Raw genomic sequence first — 21,575 nt, 5'->3', positions numbered from 1 at the left:
TAACACACTCTAAATCTTCAGTATCCAAAGAGTCTGCTGTCGGGAATTTATAAATACCTTGTAATACTTAGTAGCGAGTGAAGGTATTCAAATTTAGTAGAAAAAAACTCACTTCATTTAAAACATTGAAGTGAGGTTCCTGATTCTTTAAGCAATACGGCTAATGAACTTTTGAAGTTTACGTAGGCTTCAATTTTCATGTGGAGGCCAGCATGTACGACTTCTCTAACAATCCTTGGATTGAAGCCAACGAAAATAGGGCGAACACCCATTAGTTTTAACGAGTTATTTAGTTGTTCTATCTCGTGTGTAAGTATATTAAAATCTAATTCCTCAACTTCATAATGATCTACTCCAGTAAAATCGAATACTGCACAAACCGTATCTCTGTGGTCTCCAATATAATCGAGGACACGAGTACGGATTAAATTAAAACGATTTTGGCTAGTGTGGCCTGAAATTGGAACAAGAATTGTGTTTTCGACAATTGAAGGAATGATTGGTGCCGCTGTTTCCAAGATAATCTTTTCATAGGAAGAAATTTTAGCTTTAAGTTGTCGAATTTCATTTTCATAGTCCAATTTACGCACCTCATTATCGTTTACTCTATTATACCTCATTTGGAAAAAAGGTGCATGAAAAACGGATAGACATGAGCCTATCCGTTTAGAGGGTGCTATTATGCTTTTACGCCTTCAAGGAACTCAGTAACTTGTGTTGGTGATTTCGCGTTAGCACTATGCAGATGGGCTAGCTTTTCACCATTTTGGAAAATAAGAAGACTAGGAATACCCATAACGTCATACTTATCTGCGATTTCTGGTAATACGTCACGGTCAACGTCATACCATGTGTACTCATCAAATTTCTCAACGATTGGATCGATAAACATATCCATGCGGCGGCAGTCAGGACACCATCCTGCCTGGAATTTAACAAGCGCTTTAGAATCGCCGGCAATAATTTCGTTGAACTGTTCAACTGTTGTAATTGGTTTCATAATGTAATGACCTCCTTTATAAGGACAGTGTACAACGTAATCACTTTAGTAAGGTAACAATATGTTTGGCCTGTGAAATGAAAAATTTAGATTTAAATATTGCGAAAACTAGCAATATGATCTACACTGAGAGATATAGAAACGGTTTCTATTTTTTTTGCCCAGTAAATGAATGAGTGTTCATTCAAACGGAAAAAGGGAGGCTTCGCAAGTGACTTATCAAATTAAAAAAGCGGCAGTTTTAGGTTCAGGTGTTATGGGTTCAGGTATTGCAGCTCATCTCGCTAATATAGGAATTCCGGTTTTACTTTTGGATATCGTTCCTGGAAAGTTAACTGAAGAGGAAGTAGCAAAAGGAATTACACTTGAAGATGGCAGTGTACGCAATAAAATTGCAGCAGGTGCTTTGCAGAAATTATTGAAACAAAAACCTGCACCCTTAACGAAGAAAAGTAATCTGTCCCTTATAGAAGCGGGAAATTTCGAAGATGATCTGGATAAATTGAAAGATGTTGACTGGGTTATTGAAGTGATTGTTGAAAACCTTGATGTTAAAAAAGGCTTGTATGAAAAAATAGATGCTGTTCGTAAGCCGGGTACAATCATCACCTCAAATACATCGGGTATTAGTATTGAAGCGATGGCGGAAGGTCGTTCGGAAGATTTTCAAAAACATTTCATGGGAACACACTTTTTCAATCCTCCTCGTTACTTGAAATTGCTCGAGATTATTCCAGCGAGTACAACAGCTCCCGACGTTATTGAGTTTATGACTCGTTTTGGAGAAGATACTCTTGGTAAAGGGGTTGTTATTGCAAAAGATACGCCGAACTTCATTGCCAATAGAATTGGTACATATGGCCTGCTTATCACGTTGCGCGAGATGGAGAAACGCGGCTATTCGATTGGAGAAGTTGACTCGGTTACTGGTACCTTAATAGGTCGTCCGACATCAGCAACATTCCGTACGCTTGACGTGGTTGGACTAGACACGTTCATGCACGTGGCGAAAAACGTTTACGACAAGACGGAAGGCGACGAGCAAAAAGTGTTTGAATTGCCGCCATTCATGAAGAAAATGATCGATAACGGCTGGATTGGCGCTAAAGCAAAACAAGGATTTTACCTTAAAAAAGGCAAAGAGATTCTCGAACTAGATACAGAGACATTTGAATACAGTCCAACTAAAAAGTTGCAAACACCTTCTATTGAAATGGCTAAACAACAAAAAGGACTCGCTAATAGAGTGAAGACGCTTGTATATGCGGGTGACCGTACTGGTGAAATCTTGTGGAATATTCTTTCACCAACATTGATTTACGCTGCAGAATTAAACGGTGAAATCGCAGATGATATCGTTGCAATCGACAATGCCATGAAATGGGGCTTTGGATGGCAGCAAGGGCCATTTGAGATATGGGATGCAATCGGCGTAGCAAAATCTGTTGAGAAGATGAAAGAACAAGGCGAGAACGTTCCGGCCTTCGTTCAAAGCTTGCTCGACAAAGGCTACGAAACTTTTTATAGAGAACAAGATAGTGAACTTCATTTCTTCGATGGAGAAGATTACAAGCTTGTTCCTGTTAATGAAAAAGTAATTGACTTGAAACGCTATAAACAAAAACATGGCGTCATCAAAAAGAATTCAGGCGCTAGCTTAATCGATCTTGGTGATGGCGTGGCACTTCTTGAGTTCCATTCACAATCAAATTCAATTGGTCCTGACATCATTCAAATGATCAATTTTGCTGTTGATGAAGTTGAGAAAAATTTCAAAGGGCTTGTCATCGGAAATCAAGGCAAAAACTTCTGTGTAGGTGCAAACCTTGGGATGATTCTTATGGAAGCGCAGGATGATAATATCTTTGAACTTGACTTCATTATTCGCTCATTCCAAAATGCCATGATGAAAATCAAGTATTCCTCAAAACCTGTCGTTGCAGCACCATTCGCTATGACACTTGGTGGAGGGGCTGAAGTTTGTCTGCCAGCAGCACATATCCAAGCTTCAATGGAAACGTATATGGGGCTTGTTGAGGCTGGTGTTGGTTTGATACCGGGCGGCGGTGGAAACGTTGGGCTCTACACGAAACACTTGAAAGGATTGCCGAAGGGCGTCCATATTGACTATCAATTTGTTGCCAATAAAGTTTTCGAATCAATTGCAACTGCAAAAGTGTCCACTTCAGGAGACGAAGCACGTGAAAATAACTTCCTCGATTTCGCAGATGGTATTAGTGTCAACGCAGATCACTTAATCTATGATGCGAAACAGGTAGCTATTGCATTGTTCGATACTGGTTATAAAGCACCTAAACGTGAGAAATTCCCTGTTACAGGTGATTCTGGTTATGCGACGATGCTTCTAGGAGCACAAGGCATGTTGCTATCAGGCTTCATCAGCGAGCATGATCTGAAAATCGCGAAGAAGTTGGCGTTTGTTTTATCGGGCGGAAAAGTGCCATACGGAACACTTGTTGATGAACAATATTTGTTGGACCTTGAACGTGAAGCGTTTCTTAGCCTCGTAGCAGAACCAAAATCACAACAACGTATGCAGCACATGCTCGTAAAAGGCAAACCACTGCGTAACTAAGTTTGTATTGTATAGCAAAATAGAGTTCAACAAGGATGATGAAAAGAGCCGAGGGGGGAAGGCAGTCTAAAGTCGTGACGTCCAGTCGCATGAAAGAGGGTTGAACTTCAATCCCTCTCGACTGCATGACCTACTTCCTGTAGGCATCAATTTTCACCAGACTTTTTGAACAATCGATTTAAAGGAGGAAATTCAATGCGTGAAGCAGTACTAGTAGCCGGTGCACGGACACCGGTAGGAAAAGCGGGTAGGGGTTCTCTTGTAACCGTACGCCCTGATGACTTAGGAGCACTTGTAATTAAAGAAACGTTGAAACGTGCTGGAGGCTATGATGGACCAATTGATGACTTAATCATTGGTTGTGCGATGCCTGAAGCTGAACAAGGGATGAACGTTGCGCGCAATATTGGTGCACTTGCAGGTCTTCCTGATACGACGCCCGCTATTACGGTAAATCGTTTTTGTTCATCAGGTCTTCAATCAATTGCTTATGCAGCTGAGCGTATCATGCTTGGTCACTCGCAAGCGATACTTGCAGGCGGTGTCGAGTCAATGAGTATGGTACCGATGATGGGAAATACAATCAGACCGAATGCTCACTTAGCAGAAACGGCTCCGCAGTATTATATGGGAATGGGTCACACTGCTGAGCAAGTTGCAGTAAAATATGGTATCACGCGTGAAGAGCAGGATGCATTTGCTGTTCTGTCTCACCAAAAAGCAGGTGCAGCGATTGCTGCTGGAAAATTCGATGATGAAATCATCCCAGTTGAAGTCGTGAAACGTTCTGTCGATGATAACGGTAAATATAGCGAGAAGAAATTCACATTTAAAATGGACGAAGGAGTCCGTCACGGAACAAGCATAGAGGGATTAGCGAAATTACGTCCGGCATTTTCAGTAACGGGTACTGTTACTGCAGGTAACTCGTCACAAACATCAGACGGAGCAGGTGCAGTACTTGTGATGGACCGTGAAGTGGCAGAAGCGCAAGGATTGAAGCCAATCGCGAAATTCCTTTCATTCGCTGTAGGCGGCGTCCCACCTGAAGTGATGGGAATCGGACCGATTGTAGCTATTCCAAAAGCACTTAAAATTGCAGGGCTTTCTATTGAGGATATCGATGTATGGGAGTTGAACGAAGCGTTTGCTTCTCAGTCACTTCAAGTTATCCGCCATTTAGGTCTTGATATGGATAAAGTGAACTTCAACGGCGGAGCAATCTCTCTCGGGCATCCACTTGGAGCAACGGGTTCTATTTTAACAATCCGTATGATGAGTGAATTAAAACGTCAAGGCAAACAGTTCGGAGTCGTAACAATGTGTATCGGCGGCGGAATGGGCGCAGCCGGCGTGTTTGAGCTGCTGTAAGAGGAACGTAGTCTATGTTCGCCGCGTCCTGCGGCAATAAAGAGGGGTGAATTTCAATCCCTCTCCACTGTATGACCTACACCCTGTAGTTGGACAATAATCCCTTAAAATCAAAAGGAGGAAACAACATTGACTGGATTAAAAACAAACGAACTTATTAAAGGCGGAGCTTTCCTAATAGAAGACATTGAAGCAGATCGTGTATTTACACCTGAAGACTTTACTGATGAACAGAAAATGATTGCTAAAACAACAGAAGACTACGTAAAAAACGAAGTTCAACCTGTTGTTGAAAATCTTGAAAATCACGAATTTGAGCACTCTGTAAGACTACTGAAATCAGCAGGCGATCTTGGTCTTTTGGGAGCGGACGTTCCTGAAGAGTACGGCGGCCTTGGACTGGACAAAATCGCATCTGCACTTATCTCTGAAAAAATGTCGGTAGCAGGCGGATTCTCGATTACTCATGGTGCACACGTTGGTATTGGGACGTTGCCAATCGTACTTTTTGGCAATGAAGAGCAGAAGGAAAAGTATTTGCCGAATTCTGTATCAGGTGACAAAATCTCTGCATATGCGTTGACAGAGCCAGGTTCAGGTTCTGACGCATTGGGTGCGAAAACAACTGCAAAATTGAATGATGCTGGAACACATTATATTTTGAATGGTGAAAAACAGTGGATCACGAACGCAGGATTTGCGGATATTTTCGTAGTGTACGCAAAAATCGATGGTGATAAATTCTCAGCATTTATCGTTGAAAAAGAATTCCCGGGTGTATCTGTCGGCGCTGAAGAGAAAAAAATGGGTATCAAATCTTCATCAACACGCACGCTAATCTTACAAGATGCAGAAGTACCAGTTGAAAACCTATTAGGTGAAATTGGTCGCGGACATATTATCGCGTTTAATATCTTGAATATCGGTCGCTATAAATTGGGAGTCGGCACAATGGGCGGATCTAAACGTGCGCTTGAACTCGCAATTACGTATACAAATCAACGTCAACAGTTCAAAACGCCAATTTCTTCATTTAACTTAACGAAACAAAAATTATCAACAATGGCATCTAAACTTTATGCAGCAGAAAGCTTGATTTATCGTACAGTTGGTTACTTTGAAGAGCGTCAAAGCCAGTTGAGCCTAGAAGAGCAAAAAGACGGCAAAGCAATTGCAGCAGCAATCGCTGAATACGCAATCGAATGCTCGATCAATAAAGTTGTAGGATCTGAAGTATTGGATTACATCGTTGACGAAGCCGTTCAGCTTCATGGTGGATATGGCTTCATGCAAGAATACGAAGTTGAGCGTATTTATCGTGATTCACGCATTAACCGTATTTTTGAAGGAACGAATGAAATCAACCGTCTGCTAGTGCCGGGCACATTCCTGAAAAAGGCAATGAAGGGCGAATTGCCTTTGTTGCAACAAGCGCAAGCACTTCAAGAAGAACTCCTTATGATGATGCCTGAAGAAATCGGTGACGAAGCACTTGCACAAGAAAAAGCACTTGTTAAAAATGCGAAGAAAATTGGTTTGCTCGTTGCAGGTCTTGCAGCACAGCGTTTCGGCACGAAGCTTGAAGCTGAGCAAGAGGTACTTGTAAATATTGCAGACATCGCTAATAATGTCTTCGCGATGGAGTCTGCACTTCTACGTACAGAAAAAGCAATTGCACGCAGCGGGGAAGAAAAAGCACAGCAGAAAATTCTTTACACACAAATCTTCTGCCAAGAAGCATTTGAAGATATTGAAAGAGATGCGAAAGAAACACTGCTCGCAGCTGTCGACGGAGATAACCAACGGATGATGATTTCTGCATTGCGTAAATTGACACGCTCAAATCCGTATAATATCATTGCGAAAAAACGTGAAGCTTCGGTTAAACTAATCGAAGCCGAGAAGTACATCGTTTAATTAGCAGTTGTCCAGGTACCTATAGGTGCCTGGACATTTTTTCTGTTATAATGACGAAAACGGAGGTGTTTCGATATGGGATTAATTTATTACGGTTATCCGAAGTGTGGGACATGCAGGAAAGCAAAGCAGTGGCTTGAGATGAATAACGTGACCTTCGAGGAAGTTAACATAGCGGAAGCTCCTCCTTCAAAAGAAGAACTTAAGAAGATGATTGCGGCATCCGATTTAGAGTTGAAGAAGTTTTTCAACGTTAGCGGGACGAAATATAGAGAGCTAAACTTGAAAGACAAATTACTAGTAATGACAGATGAAGAGAAAATCAATTTGCTATCATCTGATGGCATGTTAATTAAAAGACCACTTGTTTTTGGAGACGGTAAAGTGACTGTTGGTTTCAAGGAAGAAGAATTCGACAAAGTATGGGCTAACTGATTTCCAATCTTGTCTTTATACGAGAAATATGACAGAATTAAAGAGAATGAAACTATTTATTTGGAGGGATACGGAATGAGCACACCAAAAGATCTGCGTTATTCTGAAGAGCATGAATGGGTAAAAGAAGAAGGCGGTAACTACCGCATTGGTATTACACATTTTGCACAATCTGAACTTGGCGATATCGTATTCGTTGAACTTCCATCTGTCGGCGACGATGTCAAAGCGGACGAGCCTTTCGGAAGCGTTGAGTCAGTTAAGACAGTATCAGAACTTTATGCACCAATCAGCGGAAAAGTAATTGAAGTGAACGAAGGACTTGAAGATAGCCCTGAATTCGTCAATGAATCACCGTATGAAAACGCATGGATGATCGTTGTTGAACCATCAAATGTTTCTGAGATTGATGAACTTATGTCAGCTGAAGCGTATGAAAAAATGACTGTCGGAGAATAATTTAACTATATTCAGCAGAAGTTCAAACCCTTGCTGAATAAAGTCGATGCCTCCGGCGAATTTGATCTAACTAAGCGCCGGGATAATTCCGGCGTTTTTTGCATCTTTATGAAAGAACAGAACAATAGAGGAGGGCCTGTTGTGTCGGATGAAAGAGTAATTATCGTTGAGGGCGGTTCGGATAAGAAACGTTTGGCTCGAATACTTGTTGAGCCTGTCAAAATTATTTGTACAAACGGCACAGTAAGTCCTTATCGGCTTGAAGAGTTGCTAGCACCTTACGAAGAACATGAACTATTCGTCTTCGTTGATGCGGATGAAGATGGAGAAAAGACCCGTGTTTTATTCAAAAGAGAGTTCCCCGAAGCAATCCATTTGTACACAGAAAAGGTTTACCGGGAAGTGGAGACGACTCCATATCAAGTGTTAGCTACAATACTACAAGGTGCGGATTTCAAAATCCGGCCGGAATTTCTACTTTAAAGGATGTAGGATCAATGGAAACTTGGACACGTGAACAATGGGAGACGGCTAAGAAAGAGTCTTCTGTAGCAGCTTTTTATTTGTATACGCCAATGTGTGGTACATGTGCGGTAGCATCAAAAATGTTGGAAATAATTACTATTATGAGACCGGAAATACCAATCGGGAAAGCAGATTTGAATTATGTGCAAAACATCGCAATTGACTATGAAATTGAAAGCGTTCCTTGCCTTCTTATACAAAAGGATGGCGTTTTAATCGATAAAATTTACGCATTTCAGTCAGTTCCGTATCTACTTGAAAAAATTGATTGACAATTGCTATGAAACTTTGATATACTTCGTCTTAACATTCAATTGAATAGGTCACTCTTATTAAGAGAGGTGGAGGGATAGTGCCCTGCGAAGCCCGGCAACCGTCACGAAAGTGAAATGGTGCCAAGTCACACAAAGCGTATGCTTTGAAAGATGAGAGATTGGTCAACGTTTATTTTATTAAATAACGTTAAGCCTTTCTGCCCGTCTGCAGGAAGGCTTTTTTGTATTCTAAAGGATCAGAGCTAGACAAATGGAAAAGCGGAGAGCGCAGTTAAGGCCTGACAGGCATAAGGCAGAACGGCGAAGCGGCGAACTCCCGCATAGCTGGGCTGACTTATGACCCGAGGGACTGGCGCACGGAGCTAGACAATAAAAATAACTATATATTTTTTCTGGGGTGAAAAAGATGATTCATTTATCGAATATAAATAAACAGTTCGGGGAAGGACCCGGTAGTATTACAGCTGTCGAAAATGTCTCACTTGAAATTGCTGATGGTGAAATCTTTGGAGTTATAGGTTACAGCGGTGCAGGGAAGAGTACATTAATTCGGCTATTGAACGGCCTTGAAAAGCCATCGTCGGGTAAAGTTACGATAGGCAAACTAGAAATTTCAGCAATCAAAGGTAAAAAATTAAGAGATGCCCGACAAAAAGTAAGTATGATCTTCCAGCATTTTAATTTACTTTGGTCACGGACTGTAAAAGACAATATTGCTTTCCCACTTGAAATTGCAGGTGTGCGAAAAGCTGAACGTGAACGTAAAGTGAAAGAACTGATTGACCTTGTTGGTTTAAGTGGTCGAGAAAATGCGTATCCTTCTGAGTTATCAGGTGGGCAGAAGCAACGTGTTGGTATTGCCCGCGCACTTGCGAATGATCCGGAAGTCCTTCTTTGTGACGAAGCGACATCCGCACTAGATCCTGAAACGACGGATTCAATTCTTGAACTTCTCACGGGTATCAATCAGCGACTTGGGTTAACGATTGTTCTGATTACACATGAAATGCATGTCATTCGTAAAATTTGCCATCGAGTAGCGGTCATGGAAGCGGGTAAAGTTGTCGAAATTGGTGATGTCCTCAATGTGTTCCAATCTCCGCAAGAGCCGATTACAAAACGATTTGTTTCTCAAATAACGGAACCTGTGGAAGCAAAGCAGGCAATGCAACATATCAAAGAAGAATACCCATCTGGCACGCTTATCAAGCTCGTATTCGTCGGTGAACGGACGGAACAGCCAGTACTTGCAAGCCTGATTCGGAAATTCAATGTCGATGTGAATATTGTTCAGGGGAATATCTCTCACATGCATGGCGGGGCATACGGTTCCCTTATACTCCAGCTTGTCGGGGATGTAGAAGTTATAGACGACGCAATTGGATATCTTAATGAACAAGACGTTCGGACGGAGGTGATTGGAAATGATTGAAAACCTTTTTCCAAATGTTGATTGGGAGAAAATGTGGGATGCGGCTGAAGAGACGCTATATATGACAGCCGTTTCAACACTCTTTACATTTGTCATTGGACTTACACTTGGAGTTCTACTATTCCTTTCTGGGCCTGGCCAACTATGGTCGAATAAGATTGTCAATATGATTACCGGGATGATTGTCAACGTTTTCCGGTCAATTCCATTCATCATATTAATCATTTTGCTCATTCCATTTACAAAATACCTTATCGGTACTATCCGTGGACCGGATGCAGCGTTGCCTGCTCTTATAATCGGAGCAGCTCCATTTTACGCGCGGATGGTATTAATCGCACTGCAGGAAATTGATAAAGGTGTAATTGAAGCTTCGAAGTCGATGGGGGCAAAAACATCGACAATCATATTCAAAGTGCTGTTACCAGAATCAATGCCTGCACTTATTTCAGGAATAACGGTGACTGCGATTGCGCTGGTAGGTTATACAGCCATGGCGGGCATCATTGGTGCAGGAGGGCTCGGGACACTTGCCTATTTGGATGGGTTCCAACGCAGTCGAGAAGACGTTACGCTAATGGCGACAATTCTTATTTTAATTATTGTTTTTATCATGCAGTTCATTGGAGATTTCGCTGTAAAGAAATTAGACAAGAGATAATTACTAATTAGAGTAACGACAGGCATTGCCTGTAAAATAGAGAACCACATAGAAAAAGGGGAGATTTGAATATGAAAAAGCTTATAGCAGGAATTTTATTTGCAGTACTTGTACTTGCGTTAGCGGCGTGTGGAACGAAAGATGATAGCAAAGATAAAAATGCTAGTAGCGGTGACAAAGATACTGTTGAAGAAACGGAAATTGTTGTAGGTGCATCAAATACACCGCATGCAATCATTCTTGAACAAGCGAAACCTTTATTAAAGGAAAAAGGGTATGACCTTGTCATTGAATCATATCAAGATTACGTTTTACCGAACTCAGACCTTGAATCGGGTGAGCTGGATGCAAACTATTTCCAACACATTCCTTATTTTGAAACACAAATAGCAGACCACGGATACAAATTTGCGAATGCGGGCGGCATTCACATTGAACCAATTGGTGTTTATTCGAAAAAGTATAAATCACTGGAAGAACTTCCTGAAGGTGCAACAATTCTGATTAGTAACTCTGTTGCCGACCATGGACGTGTACTTGCAATGCTTGAATCGAAAGGCCTTATTACGCTAACAGAAGGAATCGACAAGACAGCTGCAGAAGTAAAAGATATCGTCGATAATCCAAAGAACATCGTATTCGATGCAAACTATGAAGCTGCACTTTTGCCACAGTTATTCAATAGTGATGAAGGCGACGCGGTACTTATCAACTCGAACTATGCAATTGATGCAGGCTTAAATCCACTTGAAGATTCAATCGCAATAGAAGATTCGGAATCTCCATATGTGAACATCATCGCAGTAAAAGAAGGCGATGAAAACAATGAATCAATCAAAGCATTAGTTGAAGTGTTGAAATCTAAAGAGATCCAAGACTTTATCCTTGAAGAGTGGAGCGGTTCGGTCGTTCCTGTAAAATAATGACAGAAAAACTCCGCTAATTAGGTAATGATTAGCGGAGTTTTTCTGTTTTCCAATAGATGTTAATTGAAAATGAATGTTTCAATAGTGAAAAAGTTATGGTATCGTTGTCTATTAAATACTTAAACTCATCTTAGGGGGACATAAGCTTGAAATTCAAAATAGGTCTAATATGGCGAATCGTAATTGCCATTGGGTTAGCGGTTGGACTTGGTTTAGTAATTCCGAAAATTAGTGAGGGTTTTGCAGATTGGTTTGTCAGTCTAGCAGCTACATTTAATATGATTTTTGGAGGCTTCTTGAATTTTATAGTGCCTCTCATCATTATTGCTTTCATCGCACCAGGAATTGCGAAGCTTGGTAAGGGGTCAGGTAGGCTACTTGGTCTGGCGACAGCATTCGCTTATCTTTCGACTATCGTTGCAGGAATTCTTGCCTTTTTTGCGGCAACAACATTCTTGCCAGGATTTATCGGGAAAATAAGTGAGGGGAGTGTCGCAGAAAAGGGCCGTGCTGCAGCTGAAGCCTTTTTTGAAATTGAAATGACGCCTTTGATGGGGGTCATGTCAGCACTTCTTCTTGCATTCGTATTAGGAATCGGGATGGCTTCCATTGATAGTAAATCAATGCTCAATGTACTTGATGAATTCAATGTGTTAATAGAAAAAGTGATTTCGTTCGTTATTATTCCACTTTTACCTTTCCATATTTTTGGGATTTTCTTGAACATGACATATACAGGGGAAGTTGCGAAGGTCCTTTCCGTCTTTGCGTTGGTCTTTGTTATGATTATCGTACTTCACTTCGTTATGCTAACGATTCAATATACGATTGCTGGCACGCTATCAAAACGCAATCCGTTCTTCTTGATGAAAACGATGGCTCCTGCTTATTTCACTGCACTAGGGACACAATCGTCCGCAGCGACTATTCCAGTTACGTTAAGTCAGGCACGTAAAACAGGCGCGTCGGACAAGGTGACTGATTTTACGATTCCACTTTTTGCGACAATTCACTTGTCAGGGAGCACAATCACACTTGTATCCTGTTCAATAGGTGTCATGCTTATGAATGGAGTGCCGATTGTCTTCAGTGATTACCTGCCATTCATCTTCATGCTTGGTGTTACGATGATCGCAGCACCGGGAGTACCTGGCGGAGCGGTTATGGCCGCAGTAGGGTTACTTGGTACTATGCTTGGTTTCGATGAAGCGATGATTGCGCTAATGATTGCACTTTATATGGCACAAGATAGTTTCGGAACAGCAGCAAACGTTACGGGTGATGGTGCACTTGCTATTATCGTTGATAAGTTTACGAAAAAAGATGATATTGATACTGCTAAAACGAATCAAGATTAAGAACAATACCAAATAAATAAGTTTTGAACCGGTACATGGTGTACCGGTTTTTTGAATTGCGCGTATTCTCATTAAGGACTTGGTAATTGAAAATGAATATCAATTAGAAAAGTGTATGCATATAAGTCTTGAATTAAGGGCATTCCTTTCAAATGAAACGATTCTCAATGATTTGCATGGCACTGTCTAATACGTTAAGATTAGAATGATACTAAATTGAGAATGGATATCCGTTCATCTTTAATATATTGGAGGTATTGGAATGGCTACTTTAGAAATTAAAGACCTTCACGTTGAAATTGAAGGCAAGAAAATATTAAAAGGCGTCGATTTGACGATCAATACAAACGAGATTCACGCAATTATGGGTCCGAACGGTACAGGTAAATCTACACTCGCGCAAGCGATTATGGGGCATCCCAAATATGTGGTGACTTCTGGTACAATCACACTTGATGGTGAAGATGTACTTGAAATGGAAGTGGACGAGCGCGCTAGAGCAGGTATCTTCCTTGGAATGCAATATCCAAGCGAAATTACAGGTGTAACGAACTCTGACTTCTTACGTTCTGCAATTAATGCTCAGCGCGAAGAAGGCGACGAAATTTCATTGATGAAATTCATCCGTGAACTTGATAGCAAAATGGAATTCCTTGAAATGGACGAAGACATGGCTACACGTTATTTAAACGAAGGTTTCTCAGGTGGAGAAAAGAAACGTAACGAAATTCTTCAGCTAACAATGTTGAAGCCTAAATTTGCAGTGCTTGACGAAATTGACTCAGGTCTTGACATCGACGCATTGAAAGTAGTTTCAAAAGGCATCAACGAAATGCGTGGCGAAGATTTTGGTTGCCTGATTATCACTCACTACCAACGCCTTCTTGACTACATTACACCAGATACAGTTCACGTTATGATGCAAGGTAAAGTTGTTAAATCCGGTGGAGCTGAATTGGCACATAAACTTGAAGAACAAGGGTATGACTGGATTAAAGAAGAACTAGGCATCGAAGACGAAACTGTCGGGCAGGAAGTTTAAGAAAGGGGGACGATTCAAAATGACGGTTGAAACAAAGATGGCATTAACCGAACAGGACGTCCGCTCCTATTCCGCTATGATGAATGAAGCAGATTGGATGGCGGATTTCCGTGCAGACGCATTAGCGAAAGCGGAACAGCTTCCAATGCCAAAACCAGATAAAACGAAAATTGAAAAATGGAACTTTACACAGTTCCCTGTTCATACGGTAGAGAGTGCTGTTTATACTTCATTGGACGAGCTTTCTGAAGAAGCACGTGCACTTGTTGATAAAGAGCAGCAAAACAGTATTTATGTACAGCGCAATAACACACCCGCTTACTTGTTTTTATCTGAAGAGTTGAAAGCAAAAGGCGTCATCATGACAGATATTTTCACAGCATCACGTGATCATAGCGATCTTGTGAAAAAGTACTTCATGACAGACGGTGTGAACGTAGACGAGCATAAACTGACTGCACTTCATGCAGCACTTATGAACGGCGGCGTTTTCGTATATGTTCCGAAAAACGTTGTTGTCGAAGAGCCAATTCAAGTGTTGTTTTTGCATGATGATGAACAAGCTTCTCTCTTTAACCACGTTCTTATTGTGGCAGAAGCAAATAGTTCAGTGACATATGTCGAGAACTATTTATCAACTGTAGAAGAAGCAAAAGGATTAGCTAATATTGTTTCTGAAGTGTTCACAGGCGATAATGCCCAAATCACTTACGGTGCGGTTGATGTACTTGCGAAAGGATTTACAACATATGTGAATCGTCGTGGAGTTACAGGACGCGATAGTCGAATTGACTGGGCGCTTGGACTGATGAGTGACAGTGATACTATTTCTGAAAACATTACGCATCTTGTTGGTAATGGATCTCATTGTGACATGAAGACAGTTGTTGTTGGACGCGGTAAACAGCGCCAGAACTTCACAACTGAAATCGTTCACTGGGGTACGGATACAGAAGGATTCATCTTGAAACACGGTGTAGTGAAAGAAGAATCTACTTGTATTTTTAACGGTATCGGAAGAATCGCAAAAGGTGCAACAAGAGCGAATGCTGTTCAAGAGTCACGCGTTCTAATGTTAAGTGAAAAGGCTCGCGGAGACGCAAACCCGATTCTTCTTATCGATGAAGACGATGTAACAGCAGGACACGCGGCATCTGTCGGCCGTGTAGATCCAATGCAACTGTTTTACTTGATGAGCCGAGGGATTTCAAAGCATGAAGCAGAACGCCTTGTCATTCATGGTTTCCTTGCGCCTGTTGTAAGCAAATTGCCGATTGAAGGCGTCAAGAAGCAATTGACGGAGGTTATCGAAAGGAAAGTGCGCTAATGCTTAGTAAAGACATCCGCAAACATTTCCCTATATTGGACCAAGAAATAAACGGGCATCCGCTTGTTTATCTAGATAGTGCCGCGACTTCACAAAAGCCTAGGCAAGTAATAGAAGCAATCAGCAACTATTACGGCCTTGATAATGCAAACGTCCACCGCGGCGTGCATACGCTTGGAAACCGTGCGACGGAAGGGTATGAAGGAGCACGCGAAAAAGTGCGCAACTTCATCAATGCGAAGTCGACGGAAGAAATCATTTTCATGCGTGGTACGACAACTGCATTAAATACAGTTGCGCAGAGCTATGGACGGGCGAATGTTGGCGAAGGTGATGAAATCATCATCACCTATATGGAGCACCATTCGAACATTATTCCTTGGCAGCAGTTGGCAAAAGAAAAAGGTGCAGTGTTGAAATACGTCGACCTTGAAGAAGACGGCACGCTGTCACTCGATAAAGTCCGCGACGTAATTACCGATCGGACGAAAATTGTGTCAATTATGTACGTATCGAACGTGCTTGGTACGATGAACCCGATTAAAGAGATTGCTGAAATTGCACATGCCCATGGTGCTGTCATGGTTGTAGATGGTGCGCAAGCTGCGCCACATCTCAAAATTGACGTACAGAAACTAAATTGTGACTTTTTCGCTTTCTCGGGACACAAGATGTGCGGTCCGACCGGCATCGGTGTCCTTTACGGGAAAAAAGATTTGCTTAACAAAATGGAGCCGGTCGAATTCGGTGGCGAAATGATTGATTTCGTTGGTTTGTATGATTCAACTTGGAAAGAACTACCTTGGAAGTTTGAAGGTGGAACACCAATAATCGCAGGTGCAATTGGACTTGCTGCGGCCATCGACTTTCTTGAGGAAATCGGACTGGATAATATTGAACGGCATGAACACGAACTTGCCAAATATGCAATGGAACGGATGTCGGAAATCGACGGACTTTCCATTTACGGTCCGCTCGATCCTGAAAAACGTGCCGGACTTGTCACATTCAATCTGAACGATGTCCATCCACACGACGTTGCAACAGTGCTTGATATGCATGGTATTGCCGTCAGAGCAGGTCACCACTGTGCTCAGCCTCTTATGAAATGGCTAGATGTATCATCCACGGCACGCGCGAGCTTCTATATTTACAATACGGAAGCTGACGTTGACCGCCTCGTGGACGGACTCCGTATCGCAAAGGAGTATTTCGCAGATGTCAACTAACAAATTAGATCAGTTATATCGTTCGGTCATCATGGATCATTATAAAAACCCCCGAAATAAAGGCGTCATCGAAGAAAATAGCATAACTATCGATATGAATAATCCGACATGTGGTGATGTGATCCATCTGACTCTACAAATAGATGGTGGCATTGTTCAAAATGCAAAATTCGAAGGCGACGGCTGTTCAATTTCAATGGCATCCGCGTCGATGATGACGCAGATTGTTAAAGGGAAAAAAGTGGACGAAGCATTAAAAGCTGCTTCTGTTTTTTCAGACATGATGCTTGGCAAAGATGTTGACGACTCCATCGACCTAGGTGATATTGAAGCACTTTCGGGAGTATCTAAATTTCCTGCCCGTATAAAATGTGCAACATTGGCATGGAAGGCGATGGAAAAGGGAGTCGGAAATGACTCCGAACAGTAACTAAAAGGACGGAGGAATAGTAATGGCTAAAAAAATGCCGGATATCGGCGATTACAAATATGGTTTTGCTGATAAAGACGTCTCCATTTTCCGTTCGGAACGTGGTTTGACAAAGGAAATCGTTGAAGAAATCTCAGGTATGAAGGACGAACCTAAATGGATGCTTGACTACCGCCTGAAATCATTGGAAATGTTCTACAAAATGCCAATGCCACAATGGGGTGGAGATCTAAACTCCCTTAAATTTGACGAGATTACTTACTATGTTAAACCATCTGAAGGAGCGGAACGCTCGTGGGATGAAGTACCAGAAGAAATCAAGCGTACGTTTGATAAACTTGGTATTCCTGAAGCTGAACAAAAATACCTTGCAGGTGTATCTGCACAATATGAATCTGAAGTTGTTTACCATAATATGAAACAGGAACTTGTGGACCTTGGAATTGTGTTTAAAGACACGGATTCAGCACTTAAGGAAGACGAAGAGCTGTTCAAAAAATATTGGGGAACAATCATTCCAAACTCAGATAACAAGTTTGCAGCATTGAACTCTGCTGTTTGGTCAGGTGGTTCGTTCATCTATGTACCACCAGGCGTTAAAGTAGAGACTCCACTTCAAGCCTACTTCCGCATCAACTCGGAAAACATGGGACAGTTCGAACGTACTATGATTATTGTTGATGAAGGAGCAAGCGTCCATTACGTTGAAGGATGTACTGCACCTGTTTATACAACGAATTCACTTCACAGTGCTGTCGTTGAAATAATTGTTAAAAAAGATGCTTATTGCCGTTATACAACAATCCAGAACTGGGCAAATAACGTTTACAACCTTGTTACGAAGCGTGCAGTTTGTGACGCAAACGCAACAATGGAATGGATTGACGGCAACATCGGCTCTAAATTGACGATGAAATACCCTGCAATCATTCTTAAAGGTGAAGGCGCTCGTGGTATGACACTTTCTATCGCATTAGCAGGAAAAGGTCAGCATCAGGATGCTGGAGCGAAAATGCATCACCTTGCACCAAATACGTCATCTACAATCGTGTCAAAATCAATTTCACAACACGGTGGTAAAGTAACGTATCGCGGAATCGTTCACTTCGGACGTAAAGCGGATGGCGCACGTGCCAACATCGAGTGTGACACGCTTATTATGGATGACTTGTCGACATCTGACACGATTCCATACAATGAAATCCTAAATGATAACATTTCACTTGAACACGAAGCGAAAGTTTCTAAAGTATCAGAGGAGCAGCTCTTCTACTTGATGAGCCGTGGAGTTCCTGAGCTTGAAGCAACTGAAATGATCGTCATGGGCTTCATCGAACCATTCACAAAAGAGTTGCCGATGGAATATGCTGTAGAAATGAATCGTCTCATCAAGTTCGAAATGGAAGGCAGTATAGGTTAATTCGATTTAAACGCTGTTACATCAACGTTTAAGCGATGTATATAGAACAAGGAAAATCATTCGTGCCGATTTCGTGCCGATTCAGATTTTCCTTGTAGTGTAGGAGGCGAACTTTTTAAGTTCGTCTTCTTCTATTTTTTCTGTGATATCCAAGTAAGTATCGGTGGTTGTTTTTGTTGTTTTATGACCTAATCGGTCGGCAACAAACTTAATACTTGCTCCAGATTCTAATAAAAGAACTGCGTGTGTGTGTCTGAATCCGTGAGTGCCTTTATAATCCACTCCGGCTTTTTTGCAGTAATCACGGATTGAATCACGAACTGTGGAAGGTGTTAGATAGTTGCCTAAGTAGTTCTGAAATATAATCCCGTCAACGTTTTTTTGAAAGCTTTTATTTCCTAGGATCATTTCGTTTTGTTTTAGTTTAAACTTCTTTAATTCGCGAACCAATTCATCATTCAGCCCTAATGTCCTGTACGATGATGTGTTTTTAAGCGTTGTTATTTTCACCTCGTTAGCATAGTTCCGGCGTGTCTGACGTTCCACGGTTACTTTCCCTTCTTCAATATCACTCCATTTCAACGCTAATGATTCACTGATCCGTAAACCCGTTTGACTCAAAAAATACATAAGCATGTAGTAAAGTTGATATTCTTGATAGCGTTGGTGTTTGTATTCCTTCATATAGTCGAGCAACGCGTTTAGCTCGTCAAGACTGTAATACTTCAAATCCTGTTTAAGCGCTACAGAATCTTGTGCTGGAACTTTTAAACGGTCTGATGGGTTCTTTTCTAAAACTTCTAATTCATGGACGGCGTAGTGCAGTATACTCTTCATCGTCGATAAATATTTCACCACAGTGTCATACGCGTATTTCTTGTTTCCATTCTCGTCCATCATATCTACGTATTGCTTAACCCACTTCTTAACATCAGCACGTTTGATGAGCATGATCCGCTTGTTGCCAAAGTAGGGCAGGATATGCAATCGTGCAATCACTTCTAACTGTTCGAATGTGGATTCTTTGACGTTCGCTTTTTTGTGTTCATTAAGCCACTCATCAACAACCTCGTCCATTAACATATTTCTGTCATTCAGAGTTTGTCCGTAATAAATCCGTTCTTCAACTTTAGCTGCTTCAATTTCAGCTTCCTTCTTCGTGCGGAAAGTGCCGATGCTGAATTCTTCGCCATCTTTTGAAACCCTTGCTTGCCACCGTCCACTTTTTAATTTTCTATATGTCGCCATGTTTGAATACTTCCTTTCATAGATACAAGAAAAGAGCAGCATATGAGCTACTCTGAATCTTTATTGATATTCCGGCCGGGAGATCAATCAAGCTCTACGATGTATACGACTACTTTTCCGTGGATTTTCAAATTTGAATCATTTCGAGATAAAACATTGTCTGCGAAACGGTTATCTGATGAATCTGGTCTAAATATTAATCTGTCGTCAGCTATGATGATTCTTTTTACCGAGTAATCGTATTCGTGGCTATATACTACGATATCCCCGTCTTTTAATTGTGAGATCTCTATTTTCTTTAATGCGATCAATGACTTGTTAGGTATGACGTTATTCATGGAGTCCCCGTTAACCCGCATCATATAGATATCTTGATCACCTGCATATTTACCCATTATTGAATCAGGGAGTGTAATACTTTCCACATCCGACTCTATCATGCCGTCTATTCCGTTAGGCAATCCAGCAGCAACAGTTACTGGGTAATAACTGTACTCGGATAACATATTTTCTTTACCTTTTACATCCCACCCCATTAAATACGCGGGTGACACTCGGTATACATCCGCGAGTTCTTGAATAGTGTCGGCTTTCAAGTTTTTGATGTTACCACTTTCGTAACGCTGGACTGTAGCCTCGGTACGCCCGAGTCGTTCTCCTACTTCTAACAGAGTATATCCGCGCTTCAACCTCGCATCTTTTAACCTTTTGCCAAAATCCATTTTTTTAATCTCCTTTCATTAACAGTGTAACATCAACTTACGTAAAGTGAAAGTAATTATTCGTGTTATCTAAATAAACTTTCGTATTATGCTTGCAATCTATTTTTTAGAATGCTATATTTAACTTACGCAATACGAAAGGGTGTGAAAACAATGAATAAAACACGAATCAACGCGCCTCTCCTAGAATCTAAAATCGTTCTTTGCGGATTTAAAAGTAAGAAAGCTTTTGCGGAGGCTGTTGGCGTTACACCACATACTATAAGCAATCTGCTCAACGGGTTATACATGCCTGGTCATGCGTTGATATCTGCAATCTATCAAACTTTGCAACTAACTCCGCAAGAAGGAACTGATATTTTTTTTAGCGTAAACTTACGTTCTACGAAAGTTAACGAGGTGGAAACTGGATGTGTGAAGTAGTACAGACTGGGGGGAGCAACTATGATTTCTGTAAATGTAGACGAAACTCAACTAAATTCCATCATCCAAAATGAACTGAAAAATAAGATGGTGGAGCTTGAACACTTGTACACTTTTTGGGATACGAAAGAGTTAAGACGCAGAACGTGCATGAGTTGGGGGACAATTCAAGATACTTTCTTCCACGACGAAGATTTCCCAAAAGCGAAAGTCGGCGGTAAATGGTATTTTCCTGCTAAAGCTACCAATGAGTTTTTAATCGTTTGGCTAGGGAGACAAGCCCAATGAACACCGACTGGGGCATGTTCAGTCTCTTTGTAATAGTCGCGGTAGTAGTGTTAACCGGCATGTGGTTTTTAGGTGAATCGAGTGGGTCAAAATGAAAGGCCGCAAGTTTACTAGAGTTCAACGTAATCACGCTCAGTCAGTCTTAGCAAACGTTGATGACTGGTTGTTGGTCAAAGTGGACGAATGGACTTGGACGGTGATGCATCGTTATTTAGGACAAGCTAGGCAAATTAGAAATGAGAGGTGGAAATGAAAATGAGTGAAGCCGAAAAAATACTCTTTCAGTCACAAGCTGATGAGCTTAGAAGGGAAATAGACCCCGCTATCCGTTGTTTACCATTGATAGCGGAAGTAAACTACAGCTACTTTCAAAGTTTGATGAAGCAAGGATTCTCAGAAGAACAATCTTTGGAGTTGGTTAAGTCACAAGGGATGAGCCTTATTCAAAAACCTGATGCGTAAACTCGCAGAATACGCCGTGTATAAAGGTG

24 protein-coding genes and 1 riboswitch are annotated in these 21,575 nt (G+C 41.4%); of the genes, 20 read left to right on the top strand and 4 right to left on the bottom strand.

The window, feature by feature from the left end; translation table 11 throughout:
• Positions 1-113: 113 nt before the first annotated feature.
• Both FQ087_RS18955 and FQ087_RS18950 read right to left on the bottom strand, forming a co-directional pair.
• Positions 114-581, bottom strand: a complete 468-nt coding sequence (locus FQ087_RS18955; RefSeq protein ID WP_149582177.1) for an STAS domain-containing protein — start codon at positions 579-581, stop codon at positions 114-116.
• A 98-nt stretch (positions 582-679) separates the two neighbouring features.
• Entirely contained in the window at positions 680-1,000 is a 321-nt protein-coding gene (locus FQ087_RS18950) for a thioredoxin family protein (protein WP_149582176.1), read from the bottom strand.
• Positions 1,001-1,211: 211 nt separating this feature from the next.
• Here FQ087_RS18950 and FQ087_RS18945 point away from each other — a divergent pair, with 211 nt between their 5' ends.
• The 16 genes from FQ087_RS18945 (at position 1,212) to sufB (ending at position 18,403) form a co-directional block, all read left to right on the top strand.
• A complete protein-coding gene (locus FQ087_RS18945) occupies positions 1,212-3,596 on the top strand; it encodes a 3-hydroxyacyl-CoA dehydrogenase/enoyl-CoA hydratase family protein (protein WP_149582175.1) in 2,385 nt (794 codons plus the stop codon).
• Positions 3,597-3,791: 195 nt separating this feature from the next.
• Positions 3,792-4,967 (top strand): acetyl-CoA C-acetyltransferase, encoded by a 1,176-nt coding sequence (locus FQ087_RS18940; RefSeq protein ID WP_149582174.1) that lies wholly within the window; start codon positions 3,792-3,794, stop codon positions 4,965-4,967.
• Between the two features lie 129 nt (positions 4,968-5,096).
• Positions 5,097-6,884, top strand: a complete 1,788-nt coding sequence (locus FQ087_RS18935) for an acyl-CoA dehydrogenase family protein (protein ID WP_149582173.1) — start codon at positions 5,097-5,099, stop codon at positions 6,882-6,884.
• A 75-nt stretch (positions 6,885-6,959) separates the two neighbouring features.
• Positions 6,960-7,319, top strand: coding sequence for an arsenate reductase family protein (locus FQ087_RS18930; protein WP_149582172.1), 360 nt, complete (start codon positions 6,960-6,962; stop codon positions 7,317-7,319).
• A 75-nt stretch (positions 7,320-7,394) separates the two neighbouring features.
• Positions 7,395-7,778, top strand: coding sequence for a glycine cleavage system protein GcvH (gene gcvH, locus FQ087_RS18925; protein ID WP_149582171.1), 384 nt, complete (start codon positions 7,395-7,397; stop codon positions 7,776-7,778).
• A gap of 141 nt (positions 7,779-7,919) precedes the next feature.
• Complete coding sequence (locus FQ087_RS18920; RefSeq protein ID WP_255452448.1) at positions 7,920-8,261, top strand: toprim domain-containing protein; 342 nt, start codon at positions 7,920-7,922, stop codon at positions 8,259-8,261.
• Between the two features lie 14 nt (positions 8,262-8,275).
• Complete coding sequence (locus FQ087_RS18915; RefSeq protein ID WP_149582170.1) at positions 8,276-8,575, top strand: thioredoxin family protein; 300 nt, start codon at positions 8,276-8,278, stop codon at positions 8,573-8,575.
• Positions 8,576-8,629: 54 nt separating this feature from the next.
• Positions 8,630-8,735, top strand: a riboswitch (SAM riboswitch).
• Between the two features lie 249 nt (positions 8,736-8,984).
• Positions 8,985-10,010 carry a methionine ABC transporter ATP-binding protein gene (locus FQ087_RS18910; protein ID WP_149582169.1) on the top strand — a complete coding sequence of 342 codons (1,026 nt, stop codon included), beginning with the start codon at positions 8,985-8,987 and terminating at the stop codon, positions 10,008-10,010.
• Positions 10,003-10,671, top strand: a complete 669-nt coding sequence (locus tag FQ087_RS18905) for a methionine ABC transporter permease (RefSeq protein WP_149582168.1) — start codon at positions 10,003-10,005, stop codon at positions 10,669-10,671. Before FQ087_RS18910 ends, FQ087_RS18905 begins: the two co-directional genes overlap by 8 nt.
• A gap of 71 nt (positions 10,672-10,742) precedes the next feature.
• Positions 10,743-11,594, top strand: coding sequence for a MetQ/NlpA family ABC transporter substrate-binding protein (locus FQ087_RS18900; RefSeq protein WP_149582167.1), 852 nt, complete (start codon positions 10,743-10,745; stop codon positions 11,592-11,594).
• A 149-nt stretch (positions 11,595-11,743) separates the two neighbouring features.
• Positions 11,744-12,955, top strand: a complete 1,212-nt coding sequence (locus tag FQ087_RS18895; protein WP_149582166.1) for a dicarboxylate/amino acid:cation symporter — start codon at positions 11,744-11,746, stop codon at positions 12,953-12,955.
• Between the two features lie 262 nt (positions 12,956-13,217).
• Positions 13,218-13,997 (top strand): Fe-S cluster assembly ATPase SufC, encoded by a 780-nt coding sequence (gene sufC, locus FQ087_RS18890; protein ID WP_149582165.1) that lies wholly within the window; start codon positions 13,218-13,220, stop codon positions 13,995-13,997.
• 19 nt (positions 13,998-14,016) lie between these two features.
• Positions 14,017-15,324 (top strand): Fe-S cluster assembly protein SufD, encoded by a 1,308-nt coding sequence (gene sufD / locus FQ087_RS18885; protein ID WP_149582164.1) that lies wholly within the window; start codon positions 14,017-14,019, stop codon positions 15,322-15,324.
• Entirely contained in the window at positions 15,324-16,553 is a 1,230-nt protein-coding gene (locus FQ087_RS18880; protein ID WP_149582163.1) for a cysteine desulfurase, read from the top strand. Before sufD ends, FQ087_RS18880 begins: the two co-directional genes overlap by 1 nt.
• Positions 16,543-16,983 carry a Fe-S cluster assembly sulfur transfer protein SufU gene (gene sufU, locus FQ087_RS18875; protein WP_149582162.1) on the top strand — a complete coding sequence of 147 codons (441 nt, stop codon included), beginning with the start codon at positions 16,543-16,545 and terminating at the stop codon, positions 16,981-16,983. The genes FQ087_RS18880 and sufU overlap by 11 nt, the downstream gene beginning before the upstream one ends.
• 22 nt (positions 16,984-17,005) lie before the next feature.
• Positions 17,006-18,403, top strand: a complete 1,398-nt coding sequence (gene sufB / locus FQ087_RS18870; protein ID WP_149582161.1) for a Fe-S cluster assembly protein SufB — start codon at positions 17,006-17,008, stop codon at positions 18,401-18,403.
• A gap of 81 nt (positions 18,404-18,484) precedes the next feature.
• Here sufB and FQ087_RS18865 read toward each other — a convergent pair whose 3' ends face one another.
• A complete protein-coding gene (locus FQ087_RS18865) occupies positions 18,485-19,651 on the bottom strand; it encodes a tyrosine-type recombinase/integrase (RefSeq protein ID WP_149582160.1) in 1,167 nt (388 codons plus the stop codon).
• An 83-nt stretch (positions 19,652-19,734) separates the two neighbouring features.
• Positions 19,735-20,373 carry a helix-turn-helix domain-containing protein gene (locus FQ087_RS18860; protein WP_149582159.1) on the bottom strand — a complete coding sequence of 213 codons (639 nt, stop codon included), beginning with the start codon at positions 20,371-20,373 and terminating at the stop codon, positions 19,735-19,737.
• A 153-nt stretch (positions 20,374-20,526) separates the two neighbouring features.
• Here FQ087_RS18860 and FQ087_RS18855 point away from each other — a divergent pair, with 153 nt between their 5' ends.
• The 4 genes from FQ087_RS18855 (at position 20,527) to FQ087_RS18845 (ending at position 21,546) form a co-directional block, all read left to right on the top strand.
• On the top strand, positions 20,527-20,796 hold the full coding sequence (locus FQ087_RS18855; RefSeq protein ID WP_255452447.1) for a helix-turn-helix domain-containing protein: 270 nt from the start codon (positions 20,527-20,529) through the stop codon (positions 20,794-20,796).
• A gap of 21 nt (positions 20,797-20,817) precedes the next feature.
• Positions 20,818-21,084, top strand: coding sequence for a group-specific protein (locus FQ087_RS18850; RefSeq protein WP_149582158.1), 267 nt, complete (start codon positions 20,818-20,820; stop codon positions 21,082-21,084).
• 91 nt (positions 21,085-21,175) lie between these two features.
• Entirely contained in the window at positions 21,176-21,337 is a 162-nt protein-coding gene (locus FQ087_RS23435; protein ID WP_411197846.1) for a DUF6906 family protein, read from the top strand.
• A gap of 2 nt (positions 21,338-21,339) precedes the next feature.
• Positions 21,340-21,546 (top strand): hypothetical protein, encoded by a 207-nt coding sequence (locus FQ087_RS18845; RefSeq protein WP_149582157.1) that lies wholly within the window; start codon positions 21,340-21,342, stop codon positions 21,544-21,546.
• The last annotated feature ends 29 nt before the right edge of the window (positions 21,547-21,575 follow it).

Origin of the sequence: Sporosarcina sp. ANT_H38 (assembly GCF_008369195.1) — a bacterium.
Classification (GTDB): Bacteria; Bacillota; Bacilli; order Bacillales_A; family Planococcaceae; genus Sporosarcina.
Note: the sequence above shows the minus strand (reverse complement) of the source record. Positions and strands in the feature narration are given on the sequence as shown.